The organism is Bacteroidetes bacterium GWF2_43_63 (assembly GCA_001769275.1).
Lineage (GTDB): Bacteria > Bacteroidota > Bacteroidia > Bacteroidales > DTU049 > GWF2-43-63.
On the sequence record MEOQ01000038.1, the window covers coordinates 82,102 to 100,216 of the forward strand.

Consider the following 18,115-nt stretch of genomic DNA (forward strand, 5'->3'; position numbering starts at 1 on the left):
AGGAAAAAAATAAAATGAGTTCCATAGTTTAATCCTTTAATTGTGTAAGGTCGCCTGTATCTGGTTTCAGGCGCATTCCAAAGAATCCCAATATCAGAACACCAACAAAAATATCGAGCAGCATGGCGATGTTTATGAGAGCCGGCATTTCGTTTCCCAAAGCAATGGTAAAAAGAAAAACAGCATTTTCTATAATCAGAAATCCGATAAGGTGGGAGATGATAAGTTTGTGCGTAACAATTATAATCAGACCACTCAAAAGCGCATACAGAGCCACTGTCATAAAGACCCCGTTGATGAATGGGTTCTGAAGTGTGTAGGCAACAATGACTGAAACAATGAGGCTCACCGCGTTGAGGATAAGAATGTAGAAAGAGGATGTTGCTTGCGAATGAACTTTGAAAACCTGTGTTCTGCGAATAATATAGAACAGCATGAATGGAACAATAATTCCTTTAAAAATGAGTGTTTCTGAAACAATCAAAATAAGGTTTCCTGTAGCCATTTCATTCAATTCAAGAAATGCAATGCCAAAAATAAGCAAACCCTGCACGCCCATAAATCGCGCAAACACACGAAAGCGTTGGGCGGCTGAAAGATAAATCAGTGTTGCTGCAAAGGCAACAATCAGAAATTCCATCATAACACAATCATTTTTTCAGTAAGTATAAGAGCCACGACAAAGGCCAGCAGAGCCAGTGATGAGATGGTGAAAAGAAATGCAGGATTCCTTCCGATTTTATTTCGCGCTTTGAACGATTCAATGAATCCGATATAAACAGCCATCAAAACAATCACGAGCGCGAAAAGTCCGAGTTGAAGCGTGATACTCCAGCGGACAGGAATCAGTACATCGAATATCAATGTTGAATACATGGCAAATTTTATCCACGAAGTAATATGAATGAGTGCCTTGTCGAAACCTGAATAATCAAGAATCATTACCTCGTGAACCATGGTGAGTTCGAGATGTGTTTTTGGATCATCAACAGGCAGACGACTGTTTTCGACCTGCATAATCTGCGCAAGAATAATTACGCTGAGAATGCTATAGATAAGAATGTAGGAATTGTTTGGATTGTAAAGTCCAACCAGAATTTCGTTGAAGGATGTGTAACCAGTAAGCATGGCCAGTGTCCCCGTGAGAATAAAAAAAGCCGGTTCGGTGAGCATCGAGTATAAGGCCTCGCGATTGGCCCCCATTCCTTCAAATGCAGAACCGGTGTCAAGCGCAGCCAGAATTAAAAAAAACTTTCCAAGCCCAAGCATATAGGCGAAGAAAACGATATCGCCATTGAATGAAACCAGCGCCGGAAAAGGTCCGAACGGAAGAACCAGAATGGCGCTAATTACTGAAGCCAATCCAACAGCCGGAGCCATTTTGAATATCACACTGGTAGTAGTGCTGATTACATTTCCTTTTTGAAAAAGCAATGCAACATCTTTTATTGGTTGTAACATTCCGGGGCCTTTGCGACCAGCTAAAATGCTTTTTGCTCGAAGAATAATTCCGGGGAAAACGATAGCAGAAGCCAGAATAAACACTATTGTCATCATGATCAGAGTAGATTAAAATAGGTTAAAATGAAAATCAGAATCATGAATGCAAAGGCATACAGAATATAATGTTCGATGCGACCTGTTTGCATGCGAGCCATTTTTTTAAGCCATTCTGCAATGATGCCGGTTGGTTTGTCAATCCATTTTTCCTGAATAACATCATGAGGGGTGGTTTTGAAAGTGGCTGATACTGGGAATAAATCATTCTCCTCTATAATCGGTAATTCTTTTTTCAGGCCAAGAGCGGGTTGTGCGAGTCCCGCAATATTATCGGCGTAGGATGTCGAAGTATATTGTAATGCGGCAGTTGGAGCAGTGTAGCCGCAACCCCAGGTTGGGCCTTTTTCTGTCGGTTTATTTTTCAGATGCATTTTCCGCCAGATTAGAATCAGGATAGTGAGCAAAACAAATATACCTACTACAATGCTGATGTCCTGCAGATTTAAAATATATGGAGCACTGACAATAGATGCGTTGGTTAGATTAAACCATTGCGAGATCATTGAAAACAAAGGAGCCGCGAAGAAAACGGGAGCAAGACCTATGATGAAAATAATAAACGATATTGCGAAAAGCGGCCACAACATTGACTTTGGAGATTCAGTTGCATGATGAACTTTCTCGCTTCGTGCTTCACCAAGAAATATTATTCCCGCTGCCTTTGTAAATGCAAACAGCGCCAGGCCTCCGATGAGCGCCAGTCCAATGATCGAAAATATCAGAATGAGCGTTTCATAAAATGAAGCATTACCCAAACCAGCAAACATCCCGGAATAAATGAGATATTCTGAAATGAAACCATTTAACGGTGGAAGTCCGCAGATGGCTGCTGATCCAATTATAAAGAACATCCCAGTATAAGGCATTTTTTTCATCAGACCACCAAGCTGATTGATATTGCGCGTGTGCGTCGATTTGTAAACAGAACCGGCAGAGAAAAAAAGCATTGATTTGAAAAGCGAATGGTTTAGGGTGTGGAGCAGGGCCCCGCTGAATCCAAGCAAAGTCAGCACCGGATTTTCTGTCGCCAGTCCGATAACCCCGAGTCCGATACCAATGCCGATAATTCCAATGTTTTCAATGCTACTGTATGCAAGCAGTTTTTTAATATCATTTTGAACAATGGCCTGCAGCACGCCCAGAATGCCACTTAACAGAGACACTCCAAGAATTAGCAATCCAATATTCACCAGATCATTCTCTACATACAAGAGTACGCGCAGGATCCCGTAAATTCCCATTTTAATCATTACGCCCGACATGACACCAGACACATGCGAAGGCGCAGCTGGATGCGCTTTTGGTAGCCATGAATGAAAGGGAATAAATCCCGCTTTTATTCCAAAGCCCACAAAGAAAAGCAGAAACAATATGAAATTGGAGTGGACTGAAAAATACGCCCCCAATTCTCTGAATTCATCCACAGAAGAGACTGTGTCTGCAATCAGCATGGCTGCAATCAGAAACAGCAGTCCAACATGCATTTGTATCAGGTAATTGATGCCGGCTTTCAAAACACTGCGTTCTTCGGCATCGAAGATTACAAGAATAAAAGATGATAATGTCATGAGTTCCCACACAATCAGAAATGATAGAAAATCTTGTGCTACAGCAACCATAATCATTGCGAAACCCAGCCATAAATAGGAAAATAAATGCAGTGAAATTTGTATCGGTGTTTTGGTTTCGAAATAAGGTTTAAGGTAACCCTTTGCGTAGATAAGTCCTGCCAGCCAGGTAAAGCTGACAATCAGTATGAAGAATGCTGACAGACCATCAATGAACAGTAGCGGAGCTGTGTTTCGGGGAACATTGAATCCTGAAATGACAAAATCTTTTCCTTGAATAAATACTTCTGCAGCGGGGATGCAGGCGAGTGCTACCGCAGTCAATGCTACAATGAGAGACCAAAGGTGTTTCCAGCGCAGCGGTAGAAAAAACACGCCGGTGCTTGCCAGCATAATAAAACAAAAGATCAGAAAAATATACATGACAAATGTTTTCTATTTTGCCGCAAAATTACCTATATTAAAATCAACAGTGGTTTAAAAATATTTTGGTTATCAACAGGCAACGGTGCATTCTGCTTATCAGTAGTCAGCTTCAGCCGTTAGCTATCTGCGTGTCCGTCCACCACGGCGAATTCGTATTTTTCAGGCTTTCATGTATTATGCTTCAAACCTCCATGCACCATGCACTATGCATTGAGCATTGCGCGTTGAGCTGCACGCCCTATGCCTCATGCCGCATGCTTTCCTCCACGATTGCAAAAAACATTTGCGCACCGATTTCGATCAGCTCATCAGGAAAATCATAATCTGGGTTATGCAGCGCCGGGACGTTGGTTCCGGCCCCCAAACCAAAGAAGGCTCCGGGATATTCGTTTGTTATTAGTCCGAAATCTTCTCCCCACGAAAACGGTTCCGGCTTCTCAATATAATTTAAATTACATTTTTCGGAGGCCATCTTCACGCGTAAAACGGCATCTGCATTATTCTCGCAGGATGAAAATGGTTCAACCCAGTCGAATTTCACATCCAGCCCTTCGGTTTTGCGCACTACATTTTTAACTCCTTTTTCGATTTCCTCTTTTTTCTGTCCGAACAAAGTGTTGTACCATGAACGGAACGTATATCCGATTGTGGCTTCACCTGCAGAAGTACCGAATGCATCCGCACCCATTTTTATTTGTATCGGTGTGCTCATGAAATAATCAGGTCTGCTCTTTTCGGTCTGATTCAGCGTTTCAAAATAACGGATAATGTCAGCAACCGCAGATGCAGGACTGATGCCTTTTTCGGGCTCAGATGCATGACTTGTTTTTCCAATCAGTAAAATCTGCAAACTCTCTACAGCCGCAGTAAAAGGGCCTTTGCGACAAATGATTTGATTTTTTTTAAATCCAGGAATATTATGCAGTGCAAATGCTTCAGAAACATTGTATTTGTCAAGGATTTTTGATTTAATTATCGATCTGGCGCCATTGCCGGTTTCTTCAGCAGCCTGAAATAATAGTAATACGTTGCCTTTTTCAAGCGGGCTCTGCATCAGCATTTCGGCGAAGCGAAGCATTATGGCTGTGTGCCCATCGTGTCCGCAGGCGTGCATGACTCCATCGTTTTCCGATACATGATCGTGTTGCGCAAGTTCCTGTATTGGCAATGCATCGATGTCGCAACGGAACAACAATGCAGGCCCCGCTTGTTTCCCTTCAATCACAGCCAGCACCGATTGTCCGCCTATTGGATGATGAATTGTTTTAATATTCATCTCGCGCAGCTTGTCAATGATTAGTGCAGCTGCATATTGCTCCTGCCCTGATAATTCAGGATGTTTGTGAAGGTTGCGCCTTATTTCAATAAAATTCATAATCGTTGAATCAATAATACAAAGATAATTTTTTTAATCGCATGTTATTTTTCTACTTGTCAGCTATCAGCTTGTCCGCCAGCCGCGGCGTATTCGAATTTCTCAAGCTTTCTGCCTCATGCCCAATTCAGAGTGAGTGAACAGTGTGAGAGCGAAGCAACTCCATACTCCATGCTCTATGCCTCATGCTGCTTGCCGCCTGCCTCTTACCTCTTGCATCTTGCCATATGCCGCCTGCTTTAGTTGATTTTTTCAAAATTAAAGACAAAATGACAAATACAAAAATGACTCTACCCACACTTTCAAATTGCCGAATTTTCAAATAATCATCACATTATAATTTGTTTGGTCAATTCAATGATTATTTGTACTTTTGCACCTCTTTTTGAAAACTAAAAAAAATGGTCCGAATTACTTTACCCGACGGCAGTGTGCGTGAATACGAAAACGCAGTCAACAGCATGGATGTAGCCCTCAGCATCAGCGAGGGGCTTGCCCGTAACGTGCTTTCGGCTAAAGTCAATGACGAAATCTGGGATCTGAACCGGATGATTACTTCGGATGCCCGCGTGAAATTGTTCACCTGGGACAACACCGAAGGCAAAGCCACATTCTGGCACAGCTCTGCTCACCTGATGGCTGAAGCCGTTGAACAGCTGTATCCCGGAACTAAATTTGGCATTGGCCCGGACATCGAAAACGGCTTTTACTACGACATGGATTTCGGCGCCAACAGCATTGTTGAAGCCGATCTCGAAGCCATAGAGAAGAAATTTCTGGAACTTGCCCGTCAGAATCAACCCCTGACACGACGCGATGTTTCCAAAGCCGAGGCCATTGAGCATTTTACAAAAAAAGGCGATCAATACAAGCTTGAACTTATCAACGAACTCGAAGACGGCACAATCTCTTTCTACGAAAGCGGCACCTTCACCGACCTCTGTCGTGGACCGCATCTGCCCGACACTTCGAAGATTAAGGCCGTGAAACTTCTTTCTATTGCTGGTGCCTACTGGCGTGGAGACGAGAAACGCCCGATGATGACTCGTATTTACGGCATTACCTTCCCAAAACAAAAAGAGCTGGATGAATATCTGGTGAAGTTGGAAGAAGCCAAAAAACGAGATCACCGCAAGCTTGGAAAAGAACTTGAGATTTTCATGTTCAGTCAGCGTGTCGGATCAGGATTACCCATCTGGCTTCCGAAAGGCGCGGCACTGCGTGAACGTTTGGAGAATTTTCTCAAGAAAAAACAGAAAGAATACGGTTACCAGCAGGTAATCACCCCGCATATCGGAAATGTAGAGCTGTACAAGACTTCAGGCCATTTTCAGAAATATGGCAAAGATTCATTTCAGCCAATAAAGACCCCAATTGAAGGGGAAGAGTTTATGCTGAAACCGATGAACTGCCCTCATCATTGTGAAATTTATGCGCAGAAGCCGCGCAGCTACAAAGATTTGCCGGTTCGCTATGCTGAATTTGGCACTGTGTATCGCTATGAACAGAGCGGAGAACTGCATGGACTCACTCGTGTACGTAGTTTTACGCAGGATGATGCGCACCTGTTCTGCCGTCCAGATCAGATAAAGGAAGAATTTATCGGAGTTATAGAGATCGTTCTTTATATTTTCAAAACGCTCGGGTTCAACGATTTTACTGCCCAAATTTCACTTCGCGATCCGAACAACAAAGAAAAGTACATTGGTTCTGACGAGAATTGGGAAAAAGCGGAAAAAGCCATTATCGAAGCCACGCAGGAACAAGGGATGGAAACTACGGTTGAACTTGGCGAAGCCGCATTCTACGGTCCTAAACTCGATTTCATGGTTCGTGATGCTCTTGGCCGCAAGTGGCAATTGGGAACCATTCAGGTGGATTACAACTTACCAGAGCGTTTCGAACTTGAATATATTGGTTCCGACAACCAGCGCTATCGCCCGGTGATGATTCACCGTGCACCGTTTGGTTCGATGGAGCGCTTTGTTGCAGTATTGCTTGAGCATAGTGCTGGTAAACTCCCGCTTTGGCTTATTCCCGATCAGGCCATTGTTTTGCCAATCAGCGAGAAATATGAAGAGTATGCGAAAAAAGTCGTAGATTTGCTGGATAAATCAGATGTCCGCTGCCTGATGGATAATCGATCCGAAAAAATCGGAAAGAAAATCAGGGATGCTGAATTGAAGCGAATTCCATATATGCTTATTGTTGGAGAGAAAGAAGAAGAGCAGGGAATGGTGTCAGTTCGCCGTCAGGGTGAGGGCGATTTAGGGCAGCAAACCATTGAACAATTCGCGGATTTTATCCGTGTTGAAACGGACAAAGAACTTAACTAATATAGGAGGTAAAGCTATAGCAACTAACATCCCATTTAAAGGACCATTCCGCCGGAGACCCCCGCAAAGGGAGGAACCGTACAAAGTAAACCAGCTGATAAAAGCACCGATGGTGCGTCTGGTTGGCGAAAACATTGAAACCGGCATCGTGTCTCTGCGTGATGCATTGGCTATTGCCGAAGAACAGGGCCTCGACCTGGTCGAGATTTCACCAACCGCCAACCCACCGGTCTGCAAAGTGGTTGATTATCGAAAATTTCTATACGACAAAAAGAAAAAGGCGAAAGAACAAAAAGCCAATTCCACAAAAATCGTTGTGAAAGAGCTTCGATTGAGTCCCAATACGGATGATCATGATTTCAATTTCAAACTGAAACATGCCATCAATTTCCTTCAGGAAGGTTCAAAAGTAAAAGTGGATGTATTTTTCCGCGGTCGTTCAATTGTGTATAAGGAGCAGGGTGAAATCATCCTGTTGCGTTTCGCGAATGAACTTGCTGAGTACGGAAAAGTCGAATCACTGCCAAAGCTCGAAGGGAAAAGAATGATAATGATTATCGCCCCGAAAAAGTAAAATCTCAACCCAAATAACAAATACGATCATGCCTAAGATGAAAACGAAATCCGCTGCCAAAAAACGCTTCGCGTTTACAGGTACCGGTAAAATCAAAAGAAAGCATGCCTACAAGAGTCACATTCTGACTAAAAAATCAACTAAACGCAAACGTAATCTTACTTACTTTGCCATTGTTGATAAGGCCAATCTCAACTCCGTAAAAGACATGCTTGTCAAGTAAACAAATCGTTTAACCTTGCTGTCAGCATCAAAGATTCCGGAAATGCGGAACGCTGAAGCAACTAAAGAAAGGAAAAAAAATGCCACGTTCAGTAAATCATGTTGCGTCACGTGCACGCAGAAAAAAAATTCTCAAAAGGACCCGGGGTTACTGGGGCCGTAGTAAAAACGTTTGGACCGTAGCGAAAAATCGCTGGGAAAAAGGTCAAGGTTACGCATTCCGCGATCGCAGAGCTAAGAAAAGAAGCTTCCGCGCTCTCTGGATTCAGCGTATTAATGCAGGTGTGCGTCCTCTCGGACTGTCATACTCGCAATTTATCGGTCTGCTCAACAAATCGGAAATTCAGCTCAATCGCAAAACACTTGCAGATCTCGCGCTGAACAGCCCCGAAGCTTTCAAAGCTGTTGTTGAAATGCTGAAAAAATAAAGCTGATTTTTTAAATCAACATATTGAAAACTGTCCATCTCGGGCAGTTTTCTTATTTTTGTCGAATTGCAAATAAATACATGACGGTACAACGACAACAAAAATGGATCTACGCAGCGGCACTGGCCTGCCTCTGGGCTTCTTCCGAAATTATTCTGGGTAGCTTTCTGCACAATCTCAAAGTCCCGATGCGGGGAACCATTCTGGCTTCTATCGCTGTCATCATAATGACGGCCGTTGGCTATCGCTTCAAACTTAAAGGTATTTACTGGCGTGCTGCTTTATTGACGGCAGCTATGAAAACGATGAGCCCGAGTGCAGTTCTGCTTGGCCCTATGATGGCTATAACCATTCAGGGGTTGATGATGGAATTCGTTATTTCAACCGGGGGCACCCGCCGCGTAATGTTTGTTCTTGGTGGGGCCTTATCTATCACCTGGAATTTCGTGCATTTGATTCTGGGTTACTGGCTCTATTACGGCAACGATGTGGTAGCATTGGGCGCTAGTTTGGTACAGTATGCCCAGAAGGAAACCGGCTGGCAGTTTATTACTGGCTGGGGATTGATTGCTGCTTTTGGATCCATTTATTTTACGGCTGGTACTGTTGCTGCGATTATTGGTACAAGTATGCGAAAACCGGACTCTTCTAAAGTCCTGAATATCCCTAGAAAGGAAAAGCAATCAAAACAAACACTAAAAAAACAGCAGGCCGGTGATCAGCCAAGGTCGCTCTACTGGCTGTTTTTGCTTTTTGTTATCGTAGTTTCGATGCTGATGGTTTTATCGTACCTGCCGCTTGAAATAAGCATTTTCGCCTGGCTGGCGGTTATTTCCATGCTGATTATTCGTTATCGAAAGTCTTATCGCAGGCTCGCAAAAGTTGGATTCTGGGTAGTGTTTCTGTTACTTACCGTATTATCGTCTTTGCTGTTGGGTCCTACGATTGAAGAAGGTCTGATGATTGGTTTACGCATGAATCTGCGTGCTATTTTATTTGTGCTGGTGTTATCCGCGCTTAGTTTTGAATTGCGAAATGAAAAGATTGCAAAAGCATTCAATATGCGCAACAAGGGCTTCCTGAGCGTGCTTGAGACTTGCTTCGAAACATTACCGATGGTCATTTCCATTTTACCGCCAGCCAAAGCCATTCTGAAAACACCGCGCGAAAGTTTATCCTTGTTTGTCAACACCATAAATGTCTGGGTTGATTCCATGCAATTCCGGCAGCTGGAGCCGGTTTCGGCAATCATTGTCAGCGGTGATAAGGGCAGTGGGAAAAGCCGCTTACTAAAGAATTTTGTGATACCTGAACTTGAAAGAAAAAATATTAACTACGCAGGAATCCTTATGCAGTATATGTTTCAGAACAATGAGCATGTTGGCTACACTATATCGTTGCTGCCCGGAAACACTGAAATGACGCTTGTGGGGCCGCAAGTCAACGACGCAATACTGAAAGTAGGCAAGTACAGTTTCTCGCGTTCCGCATTCGAAGCAGGGTCTAAGCATATTGAACAAAAGCTCAATGATGTCGATGTGGTCTTTCTCGATGAAAGCGGCTGGCTCGAAACCTACGGTCTGGGCTGGTACGGCATTCTGAAAGAGATGCGTCTGAGCGGTAAGCCAATGATTATAGTCGTGCGTCCCGACCTGAAAGAAGACTTTTTGAAGTTCTGGAATATCACTGAAGTTGCTCTACTGAAGCCGGATTCAGACGACAATGAAGTGCGCAGCGCATTGGAAGCTTTGCTGCTGAGTTTTTAAAGGTATCAATTTGTTGGTGATGTTATTAGTAAACTTTCTCGAGTGGATTTGAAGCACGTGCAGAGCTCGATCATGTTAAAGTTTAAATACCAGATCGCTATTGGTACTGCATCAGAGATATGGGTGGAGTTCCCGGTTTGAGTTTAGTACGTTTTGGAGCAGCGATTTACTCGAAACATCATGCAGCATAGGGCTAAAAGTCCCTCATTTATTATTTTCTGGTGTTTTTCCCAATCCGTCTGAATCCAAAATAAATCAGTCCAATACAAATGATCAGTCCTGCGATGGCCGGAATGACAATGGATTTGCCCGATTCTCCGGCGTTGTAAATGCTCCAGAGTATTTTCCCGGTGGCCATTAAAACAACAACACCCAATCCCATCCAGATGCTGCGTTTCCAGAAAGCCAGACCCAGCGCGGCAAATGAAACTGGTACTGCCAAAATCAGCAAGAGCTTTTTATAGTCCCATGCACCATATAACCATTCTTTTTCGAATTGCAGAAATCCCTGTACTTCGGCGCTGACACTGGCGGGCGCGTTGAACCAAAACATGCTGGTGAATAAGCAAAAAATGGTTATGAATATTCCGCTCCAACTGTGTCGGTACGCAAAAAAACAAAACGGAATCAGAAATAACGGCCGTATGTACCAGCTCCATTGATTATGATGCCGTTCGAAAACCCAGTTGAAAAATGTTTCATTGGTCATCGAAATCACAATGAATGCGATGGTCAGCAATGCAAAAATGATGGCGATTGCTGTGTCGTTGTGTTTCATAAATTTCATACATCTTTTATTTTTTATTCTTCTCTCAATTGTTTAATCAGACGATCCGTTTCTTCCTCCGTAAACTGGCCGCTGATGCTGAGTTTGGGATTAATTACTCCATACGCCTGAAATCAAAAAGACCAATCTGATAAATCATGTATGGCCACATTTCGTTTGTTTTTACACCCGGATACGTTCCAACATTAGAGGTTGATTCGAATTTGCCATCTTCCTTTCTTTGGATTTCGGATGTATAATTCATTGCGTAGATGGTTCTGTTTTTAAACAACAAAACTACATGCATGTTTTCGTCTCTTTCTTTCTCAGTATCGCCATCTGTTGCAAAACAAAAGTAAAAATCAATGGTGCCGGCTTCTCCATCGGTTTTAAACAGACTGTCGTTTTCATGCAGACTGATTGTCTGATCAAATGCTTCATAAGCAATTACAGAGAAGTCGAAATGTGTACTGTCGACCGGATACAATTTTATGGTGAATTTACTACCAATCGGAAATGCAAATCCATTTGCCGGTGGCGAAGGTATTTCCTGAGCCTGGCTGCAAAACTGCATGGCCAAAATTGCAATTAGAATTAGCTTTTTCATGATTTCCGTTTTTTTAATATTTTTTTTGTGTCTCAACCTTCGCTCCTTCAGCAATGTCCAGCATTCCCATTTCACTTTTCAAAACAAAACCGGATATCCACTTCCGTATTGCCTTTAACCATGGCGTACACCGGACAGTATTTGTCTTCGGCCAGGGCAATTACTTTTTTCATGTCGTCGTCGCTTACGTCGGGCGATTGCAGCCGGATGTCGACCACAATGTGTGAAAAGCCCGTCGGATGCTCTTCGCGGCGCGTGCCATTGGATTGAATTTCGCAGCCGCTGATTGTTTTATTCATCCTTCGCAGAAAGGTGAGCACCGCGCTGCCGACACACGAAGAAAGGCTCAGCAACAGGAGCTCAAGCGATGTGTATCCGGCATCATCGCCCAATGGCGCAATATAATCAATGGCCACCGGTGCATTTTCTTCCACCATTCCCTCGAAACGCAGTTTGTCGTTTACCAGTCTGATACTTGATTGAAGCTCTTTTGACTTGTTCATTTTGCGAGAATTGATGTTGTGCCTGAACAAATTTTCTGATAAGGCTAAAGTAAATAAAATTTATTTACTAACCCATTCAAATTCTCGTATGAATACGAACTCAATACACCAAAACCTTCATCTCCATATAATCCATCATCGCATACTTCACGCCTTCGCGGCCGAGACCGCTGTCTTTGATGCCGCCGTAAGGTGCGTGATCGACGCGGAAAGTCGGCACATCGTTGATGATTACACCGCCGACATCCAACGTATTAAATGCATATTTCATATGATCGAGCGAATCGGTGAAAACGCCCGCCTGGAGCCCGAAGCGTGATTCATTCACTTGTTGGATGGCTTGTTTGTAATCGCTGAATTTTTCCAACGTTACCACCGGGCCAAAAATTTCCATGCAGCAAACATTCATTTCCGGTTTTGTATCGATAAGCACTGTTGGCTCAAATGCAGCACCCGCGCGCTTTCCGCCACAGAGAATTTTTGCGCCGTCTTTCACGGCGTCCTGTACCCAGCTCTCCACGCGGATGGCATTGGCTTCGTCAATCATGGACGATATATCGGTATCGGCTGCAAACGGAGAGCCCATCCTGAGTTTCGAAGTTGCTTCAGCAAAGGCTTTGGCAAAAGCTTCAAAAATTTCTTCATGAACAAAAATGCGCTGCGTATGAATGCACACTTGTCCCGCATAGGCGAATGCGCCCGCAAGAACTTTGGGTGCCGCCACATTCAGATCGGCGCTTTTGTCGATCACAACGCCTGCATTACCACCAAGTTCAAGCACCACTTTTTTCTTGTCCGCATCCGATTTCATTTTCCAGCCTACTTCGGGCGAGCCGGTAAAAGTAAGTACGGCAAAGCGCGGATCGGTTACCATCTGATTTCCGCATTCTCGGTCGAGCGGTAACACCGACAGCGCCCCTTTCGGAAGTCCGCTCTCAGCCATCAGTTGCGCCATATACAACATGGACAAAGGCGTGTTGCGCGATGGTTTCAGAATGATGGGGCAACCAGCTGCAATCGCAGGAGCAATCTTATGTATAGCAAGATTCAATGGAAAATTAAAAGGACTGATTCCTGATATAATGCCTGCCGGAAAGTATTTCACAATGGCTTCTTTGCCGCTGCCGGCCTGCGTCCAGTCGATTTTCATGAACTCGCCGGCAACGCGACGGCTTTCTTCTGCGGCCACTTCAAAAGTCTGTATGGCGCGATCGACCTCACCCAATGCCAGTTTTATAGGTTTTGCCGCTTCACCTGCAATGATATTTGCCATTTTCTCCTTGTGTAAACGCAGAACTGAAGCGCTTTTCATGAGTATATCGTGTTTTTCCCACGATGGCATCTCTTTCATTTCTGCACGAACATCTTCCGCCATTTGAATGGCTTTTTCAAGTTCGATTTTTCCGGCCAGAAAAGTCGAGCCAACGATTGAACCATCGAAGGAGCAAGTCACATCGAGTGTTTGTGCGGTCTCGCAGAATTCGCCGCCGATGCAGATGGGGAAGTTCATGGTGAATTGTTTTTGCAAATATAATACTTGATGTGCTAACGTGATAATATGCTGATGTGTTGATTTGATAATGCAGATTTTATGCAGTTCTGCTTTTTTTGCAACCTCTCTGCGTCGCGTAGCGACGTGTTGCGATAGCTATCGCAAGCGTTAAAGAAACTGAGGTCGTCTGAAATAATCTTGCAGATTTTTCGTAAATTGCATATTAATTAAAACACATTGTCATGGAAAACAGAATTCAGAAGAGCGGACCATCAGGTGCAATCTATGGGCTGGGGCTTATTGGCGCTGCCGTTTATTTCATTTCGACCGCAGCCGGTTTCTGGATGGGCGTACTTGGCTTTCTGAAAGCGCTGGTGTGGCCTGCGTTTCTGGTATATGAGGCCTTCAGGTTTTTTGGGTCATAGAAAAGGAAAAATACTTCTTCCGGCCGAAATTTTACCAAAAGTCTTGTCTGTATGACTCCGTTTTAATAAAATACTATTATTGAAAATGTACTACTGTGCAAATTATTTTAAGAGGAAAAATATAACAGTCATTATTGATGATTTCAAGGAATCAGTCCCAGACTGATGCCAGCGTTATCACATGTGTAGACAAACCAAAAGTGTAAACACGGATTAAGAGAAGTTTCAAACAGGCAATCTTTAAGAGAATACAAATATCCATATTTGAGGATGTCTCAAAAAGAAATCAAATGCGGTTTTGAGACATTCTCTTGAATAATATTAATTTCTCAATGACATGTGACTCCTCCGGATCTCGCAAATTAATAGCCTGCAATATTTTTCCTAATAATAAGCACTCCTGACGATTATCGCTTTGAAGAGTGTAATACGGGAATGTTTTAATGAGAAATGAAAATGAAATCATCTGAACCGCAGTTTCCCTTTCTGCGACATATACAGGAAGAGAAAAAAGAAAAGACTCAGAACAAAATAAATACAAATGGCAACTACCGATGTGCGCATGTTTCCTGTGATTGCTTCTATCAACCCAAAGCTGAAAGTTCCGCCAACGGTAGCCAGTTTTTCCATCACATCGTAGAAACTGAAAAACGAGGTGTGATCGGTGGTTTTCGGAAGCATCTTGGAATAGGTCGAACGCGCCAGTGCCTGAGATCCCCCCATAACGAGTCCAATAAAAAATGCCACAATCATAAATCCGAACGCATCGGTAATGAAGAAAGCAGCAACACAAACAAACACCCACCAAAAGACTGTGATAATCAGCGATTGAAAATTGCCGATCTTTCCGGAAAGCCACGCAAAGCCGTGTGCGCCGACCGATCCGACTAGTTGTATCACGAGAACTGTTGCAATCAGCGTTGTCTCATCAAGCCCGATTTCTTTTTCACCGTAGGTGGCGGCCATAAACATTACGGTGAGTGTTCCCATCATCATAAAGAAAAAACCAAACAGAAAAAATGTCAGACTACGCGATTTTAAAATCTGGCGGAAGACTTTCCGGAGTTCGCTGTAACCGTTTGTCAAAACGCGTTTGCTCGCTTTGCCATGTCCGTATGTATATTTCGGTAAACGACGGAAAGTGATTTGTGCAAAGCCGATCCACCATATAAAAACGGTTACAAAAGCAATGCGTGCGGGAAAAGAATCATCTTTAATACCCAATGCATCCTGTCCGAGAATGACAGCCAGATTGAGAATGAGCAATACCACGCCGCCGATGTAGCCCATCGAATAGCCACGGGCGCTGATGCGGTCCTGGTCTTTGGGTTCGGCAATGACTGGCAGAAAGGAATTATAAAACACTATGCTGCCGCCATATCCGATGGTGGCCAATGTAAATGCAATCAGCCCAAGCTCGATGTGTTGCGGATCGAAAAAATACAACAATCCGCAGGAAATGGAGCCAACCCAGGTGAAAAACTTCATATACGATTTTCGCATCCCCGTGTAATCGGCCATGGATGAGAAAAACGGAGAGAGTAAAGCCACAAATAAATAGGCTGCCGAAATCGACCATGAATACGCAACCGTGTTGATGATATTGAATCCGAACACCTGAATCACACTGTCGCCGTTGTGGCTGGTAACACTGTTGAAATATATGGGGAAAATCGCGGAAAGAATGGTGAGCTGAAACACAGAATTGGCCCAGTCGTACATCACCCAACCCCGGATAATTTTCGGGTCACCGACTGCAATGGCAGCGTTTTTTACACGTTTCATGAGTCATGATAATATCATGTAAAAGTAAAATTTATTTTTTCATTTCGTTTTGAAAAATAAATTCTTTTTTGATCTGCCAGTAAAAAGTTTCCGACTCGTTTCTATTCTGCTGACATAAAGCGATATACCTGATTCCCATACACTTTAATGACACCCTTGAATGTGTTGTTTTGACGACAATTAGCATCGCTTTTAATGGAGCCCTCGAATGGTATTTCAAGCGTTCCGGAAGGTTGTAATAAAAAGCGAATCATTTTTTCAGCATCAATTTTTGGAGCATTGGCGTAAAATTGCTTTTTGAAATTTTCTTCGAATTCATCTCTTTCTTTACCTAAAGTTTCAGTCAGACCTGCGTCTGTAACAGCTATTGCCAGGGCCGGATAAAAAAGATATTCGTGTGAAAATTCCGCATCTAACGACAGGCCTTCTGTTACAGTAATTGTGGGATTGTTGTTTGATTTAAAAACGGCCTTCCCTGAAACATTTTTTTCTATGCAACTTACACATGGATCCAACTTAAAAAGGAGTGTGAAGAGCGGCTTTTCAGTTTTTTTCAAAGATTCAGCAAAATTCAGAATAGAGAATCCAACAAATAAAGCCGTTCCTCTTTCGCCTGAAACATCGCGGGTCCAGCTTTCAGTCTGATTGTCGGCAAAGGATACATCATGTGTTTTCATATTTCCCGGCACAATTTCATTGTTGCCCAGGTGGTCTGAATATACATAGGTGGTGCTGATTAACGGATCGACATGATTTATAAATACCTCCGGTTTCTTTAAAAAATTCTCTAAATCGGCCTTATTAAACTGAATAAACAATGGTGATAAAAGATGCAGTGTCCGGTGAAGTGTGTCCTTTGTGTTTGCACAATAAACTGCTTCAACAAATTCTAAATCAACATCTGCGCGAATAGAATACTCTTCGCTTGTTGCACCGATAAAAATTTCATTATCTTCCTGTGCTGTTGACGGAAGATATGCTGTTAGCAGCACGAACAACATTAAATACAGATAGAAAGCTTTCATGTGATTTTTTTACGAATATATAAATTATTTATTAAGTGAAAAAAAGCGAAGAACACAGATTGTATTCTTCGCTTTCCAGCTGTATAACGCACAAGAATTTGTGATATGTGCGCGACAGGCAAATTACATATGATGTTCCACCCAAATCAGCTTCGATGTATCGTAGCCCATACTCTGCGCTTTGTTCACGTATTCAGCACGGATGTGTTCAGGGATTGTTTTTTCTCTGGAAAGGATCCACAAATAGCTTTTATTTTGTCCCGAAATTAATGCGTATTTATAATCCGCATCGAGTGCAATGATGTTGTAACCTGCATAGAAAGGACCAAAGAAAGAAACTTTGAGCATGGCCACATCCGGAGTTTTTACAAATTTTGCTTTGCCGGTGGCTTCGCTCCATTCGTTTGTAACGTAGTTGTAGCCGCGGTTTACAACCTTAATGGTTCCATCTGGATTATTAATGTAATTCGCAGTGGTATTGTTCATGTCTCGCTCAAACCGGAAATCAAACCGGGCAATTTCGTACCATTGGCCGAGATATTTATCGGCATTGAAATTTGTTACGGCTTCAATTCCATTGGGTATCGAGCGGCAGGAAAACAAACTACTAAGCATGACTATAAGGATTATTGAAACTTGAGAACCAAAATGAATTTTCATATTGGATTGATTAAAATTGATCAGTAAAAAATCAACTCTTTTGTAAGAGTGTTAGAATGTATACCTGATTCCAAGGGCTGCTCCCCAACCAAAGCCAGAGTGATCATCGCCGAGAAAATCCCACATGGGCCTTCCGTCGATACTCAGAAGAATGGGAGCGCCATTTTTGTTGAAATCGTATTCCAAACCGATTTGGCCTCCGACGCCAATATTGATGTAGTCACTGTGATCATCCCACGTGTAAAAACCAACAGCTGCGCCAGGTCCAACGTACCAGTTCAGTCCGCCGGTTATGTTCCAGTCCCAGTGATAAATGGCCGCAAGGTAAATGCGGTTGTGATGATCGTTTCCGCCAAATCCGAGGTCGAATTCAAGTCTGTTGGCTTCACCCATGGCATGCTGATAGGAAATCTCACCGCCATTAACATCGCCGTCTCCACCCAATCTAACTCCAAGGGCATGTGGATTTACTTGAGACTGAGCGTAAAAACTCAGACCTGCGATAATGGTCAATAAAATAATTAGCTTTTTCATATTTGTTCGTTTTAGTTGTTCTTATTGAACCCAAAACAGGTTACTAAAGGGATAATTTTTCCC

General features: G+C 43.1%; 18 protein-coding genes. 6 read left to right on the plus strand and 12 right to left on the minus strand.

Annotated features, from left to right (window positions below; all coding sequences use genetic code 11):
* Nucleotides 1-28: 28 nt before the first annotated feature.
* The 4 genes from A2W93_00485 to A2W93_00500 form a co-directional block, all read right to left on the minus strand.
* Nucleotides 29-643 carry a hypothetical protein gene (locus A2W93_00485; protein OFY53879.1) on the minus strand — a complete coding sequence of 205 codons (615 nt, stop codon included), beginning with the start codon at nt 641-643 and terminating at the stop codon, nt 29-31.
* Nucleotides 640-1,557 carry a hypothetical protein gene (locus A2W93_00490; protein ID OFY53880.1) on the minus strand — a complete coding sequence of 306 codons (918 nt, stop codon included), beginning with the start codon at nt 1,555-1,557 and terminating at the stop codon, nt 640-642. Before A2W93_00490 ends, A2W93_00485 begins: the two co-directional genes overlap by 4 nt.
* 2 nt (nt 1,558-1,559) lie before the next feature.
* On the minus strand, nt 1,560-3,551 hold the full coding sequence (locus A2W93_00495; GenBank protein ID OFY53881.1) for a hypothetical protein: 1,992 nt from the start codon (nt 3,549-3,551) through the stop codon (nt 1,560-1,562).
* 241 nt (nt 3,552-3,792) lie between these two features.
* On the minus strand, nt 3,793-4,929 hold the full coding sequence (locus A2W93_00500; GenBank protein ID OFY53882.1) for a hypothetical protein: 1,137 nt from the start codon (nt 4,927-4,929) through the stop codon (nt 3,793-3,795).
* Nucleotides 4,930-5,330: 401 nt separating this feature from the next.
* Here A2W93_00500 and A2W93_00505 point away from each other — a divergent pair, with 401 nt between their 5' ends.
* The 5 genes from A2W93_00505 (at nt 5,331) to A2W93_00525 (ending at nt 10,255) form a co-directional block, all read left to right on the plus strand.
* On the plus strand, nt 5,331-7,265 hold the full coding sequence (locus A2W93_00505; protein ID OFY53883.1) for a threonine--tRNA ligase: 1,935 nt from the start codon (nt 5,331-5,333) through the stop codon (nt 7,263-7,265).
* A 28-nt stretch (nt 7,266-7,293) separates the two neighbouring features.
* Nucleotides 7,294-7,839, plus strand: a complete 546-nt coding sequence (locus tag A2W93_00510) for a translation initiation factor IF-3 (protein ID OFY53910.1) — start codon at nt 7,294-7,296, stop codon at nt 7,837-7,839.
* A gap of 28 nt (nt 7,840-7,867) precedes the next feature.
* Complete coding sequence (locus A2W93_00515; protein ID OFY53884.1) at nt 7,868-8,062, plus strand: 50S ribosomal protein L35; 195 nt, start codon at nt 7,868-7,870, stop codon at nt 8,060-8,062.
* A 79-nt stretch (nt 8,063-8,141) separates the two neighbouring features.
* Nucleotides 8,142-8,489, plus strand: coding sequence for a 50S ribosomal protein L20 (locus A2W93_00520; GenBank protein OFY53885.1), 348 nt, complete (start codon nt 8,142-8,144; stop codon nt 8,487-8,489).
* Between the two features lie 80 nt (nt 8,490-8,569).
* Nucleotides 8,570-10,255 carry a hypothetical protein gene (locus tag A2W93_00525; protein OFY53886.1) on the plus strand — a complete coding sequence of 562 codons (1,686 nt, stop codon included), beginning with the start codon at nt 8,570-8,572 and terminating at the stop codon, nt 10,253-10,255.
* A 211-nt stretch (nt 10,256-10,466) separates the two neighbouring features.
* Here the strand turns inward: A2W93_00525 and A2W93_00530 are convergent, their stop codons facing one another.
* From A2W93_00530 to A2W93_00545, 4 genes are all read right to left on the minus strand, one after another.
* Nucleotides 10,467-11,033: a hypothetical protein gene (locus A2W93_00530; GenBank protein ID OFY53911.1), complete on the minus strand. Its 567-nt coding sequence runs from the start codon at nt 11,031-11,033 to the stop codon at nt 10,467-10,469.
* Nucleotides 11,034-11,136: 103 nt separating this feature from the next.
* Nucleotides 11,137-11,703, minus strand: a complete 567-nt coding sequence (locus A2W93_00535; GenBank protein OFY53887.1) for a hypothetical protein — start codon at nt 11,701-11,703, stop codon at nt 11,137-11,139.
* Nucleotides 11,700-12,131, minus strand: a complete 432-nt coding sequence (locus tag A2W93_00540; protein OFY53888.1) for a hypothetical protein — start codon at nt 12,129-12,131, stop codon at nt 11,700-11,702. Before A2W93_00540 ends, A2W93_00535 begins: the two co-directional genes overlap by 4 nt.
* A 100-nt stretch (nt 12,132-12,231) precedes the next feature.
* Nucleotides 12,232-13,641, minus strand: a complete 1,410-nt coding sequence (locus tag A2W93_00545; protein OFY53889.1) for an aldehyde dehydrogenase — start codon at nt 13,639-13,641, stop codon at nt 12,232-12,234.
* Between the two features lie 224 nt (nt 13,642-13,865).
* Here A2W93_00545 and A2W93_00550 point away from each other — a divergent pair, with 224 nt between their 5' ends.
* Nucleotides 13,866-14,048: a hypothetical protein gene (locus tag A2W93_00550; GenBank protein ID OFY53890.1), complete on the plus strand. Its 183-nt coding sequence runs from the start codon at nt 13,866-13,868 to the stop codon at nt 14,046-14,048.
* Nucleotides 14,049-14,510: 462 nt separating this feature from the next.
* Here the strand turns inward: A2W93_00550 and A2W93_00555 are convergent, their stop codons facing one another.
* The 4 genes from A2W93_00555 to A2W93_00570 all read right to left on the minus strand — a co-directional run bounded on the left by A2W93_00555 (nt 14,511) and on the right by A2W93_00570 (nt 18,052).
* The gene (locus A2W93_00555) at nt 14,511-15,770 is read right to left on the minus strand and encodes a hypothetical protein (protein OFY53912.1); all 1,260 of its coding nucleotides are present in this window, start codon (nt 15,768-15,770) and stop codon (nt 14,511-14,513) included.
* A 164-nt stretch (nt 15,771-15,934) separates the two neighbouring features.
* Complete coding sequence (locus A2W93_00560) at nt 15,935-16,858, minus strand: hypothetical protein (GenBank protein ID OFY53891.1); 924 nt, start codon at nt 16,856-16,858, stop codon at nt 15,935-15,937.
* A 123-nt stretch (nt 16,859-16,981) separates the two neighbouring features.
* Nucleotides 16,982-17,518, minus strand: a complete 537-nt coding sequence (locus tag A2W93_00565; GenBank protein OFY53892.1) for a hypothetical protein — start codon at nt 17,516-17,518, stop codon at nt 16,982-16,984.
* Between the two features lie 51 nt (nt 17,519-17,569).
* Complete coding sequence (locus tag A2W93_00570) at nt 17,570-18,052, minus strand: hypothetical protein (protein OFY53893.1); 483 nt, start codon at nt 18,050-18,052, stop codon at nt 17,570-17,572.
* Nucleotides 18,053-18,115 lie beyond the last annotated feature (63 nt).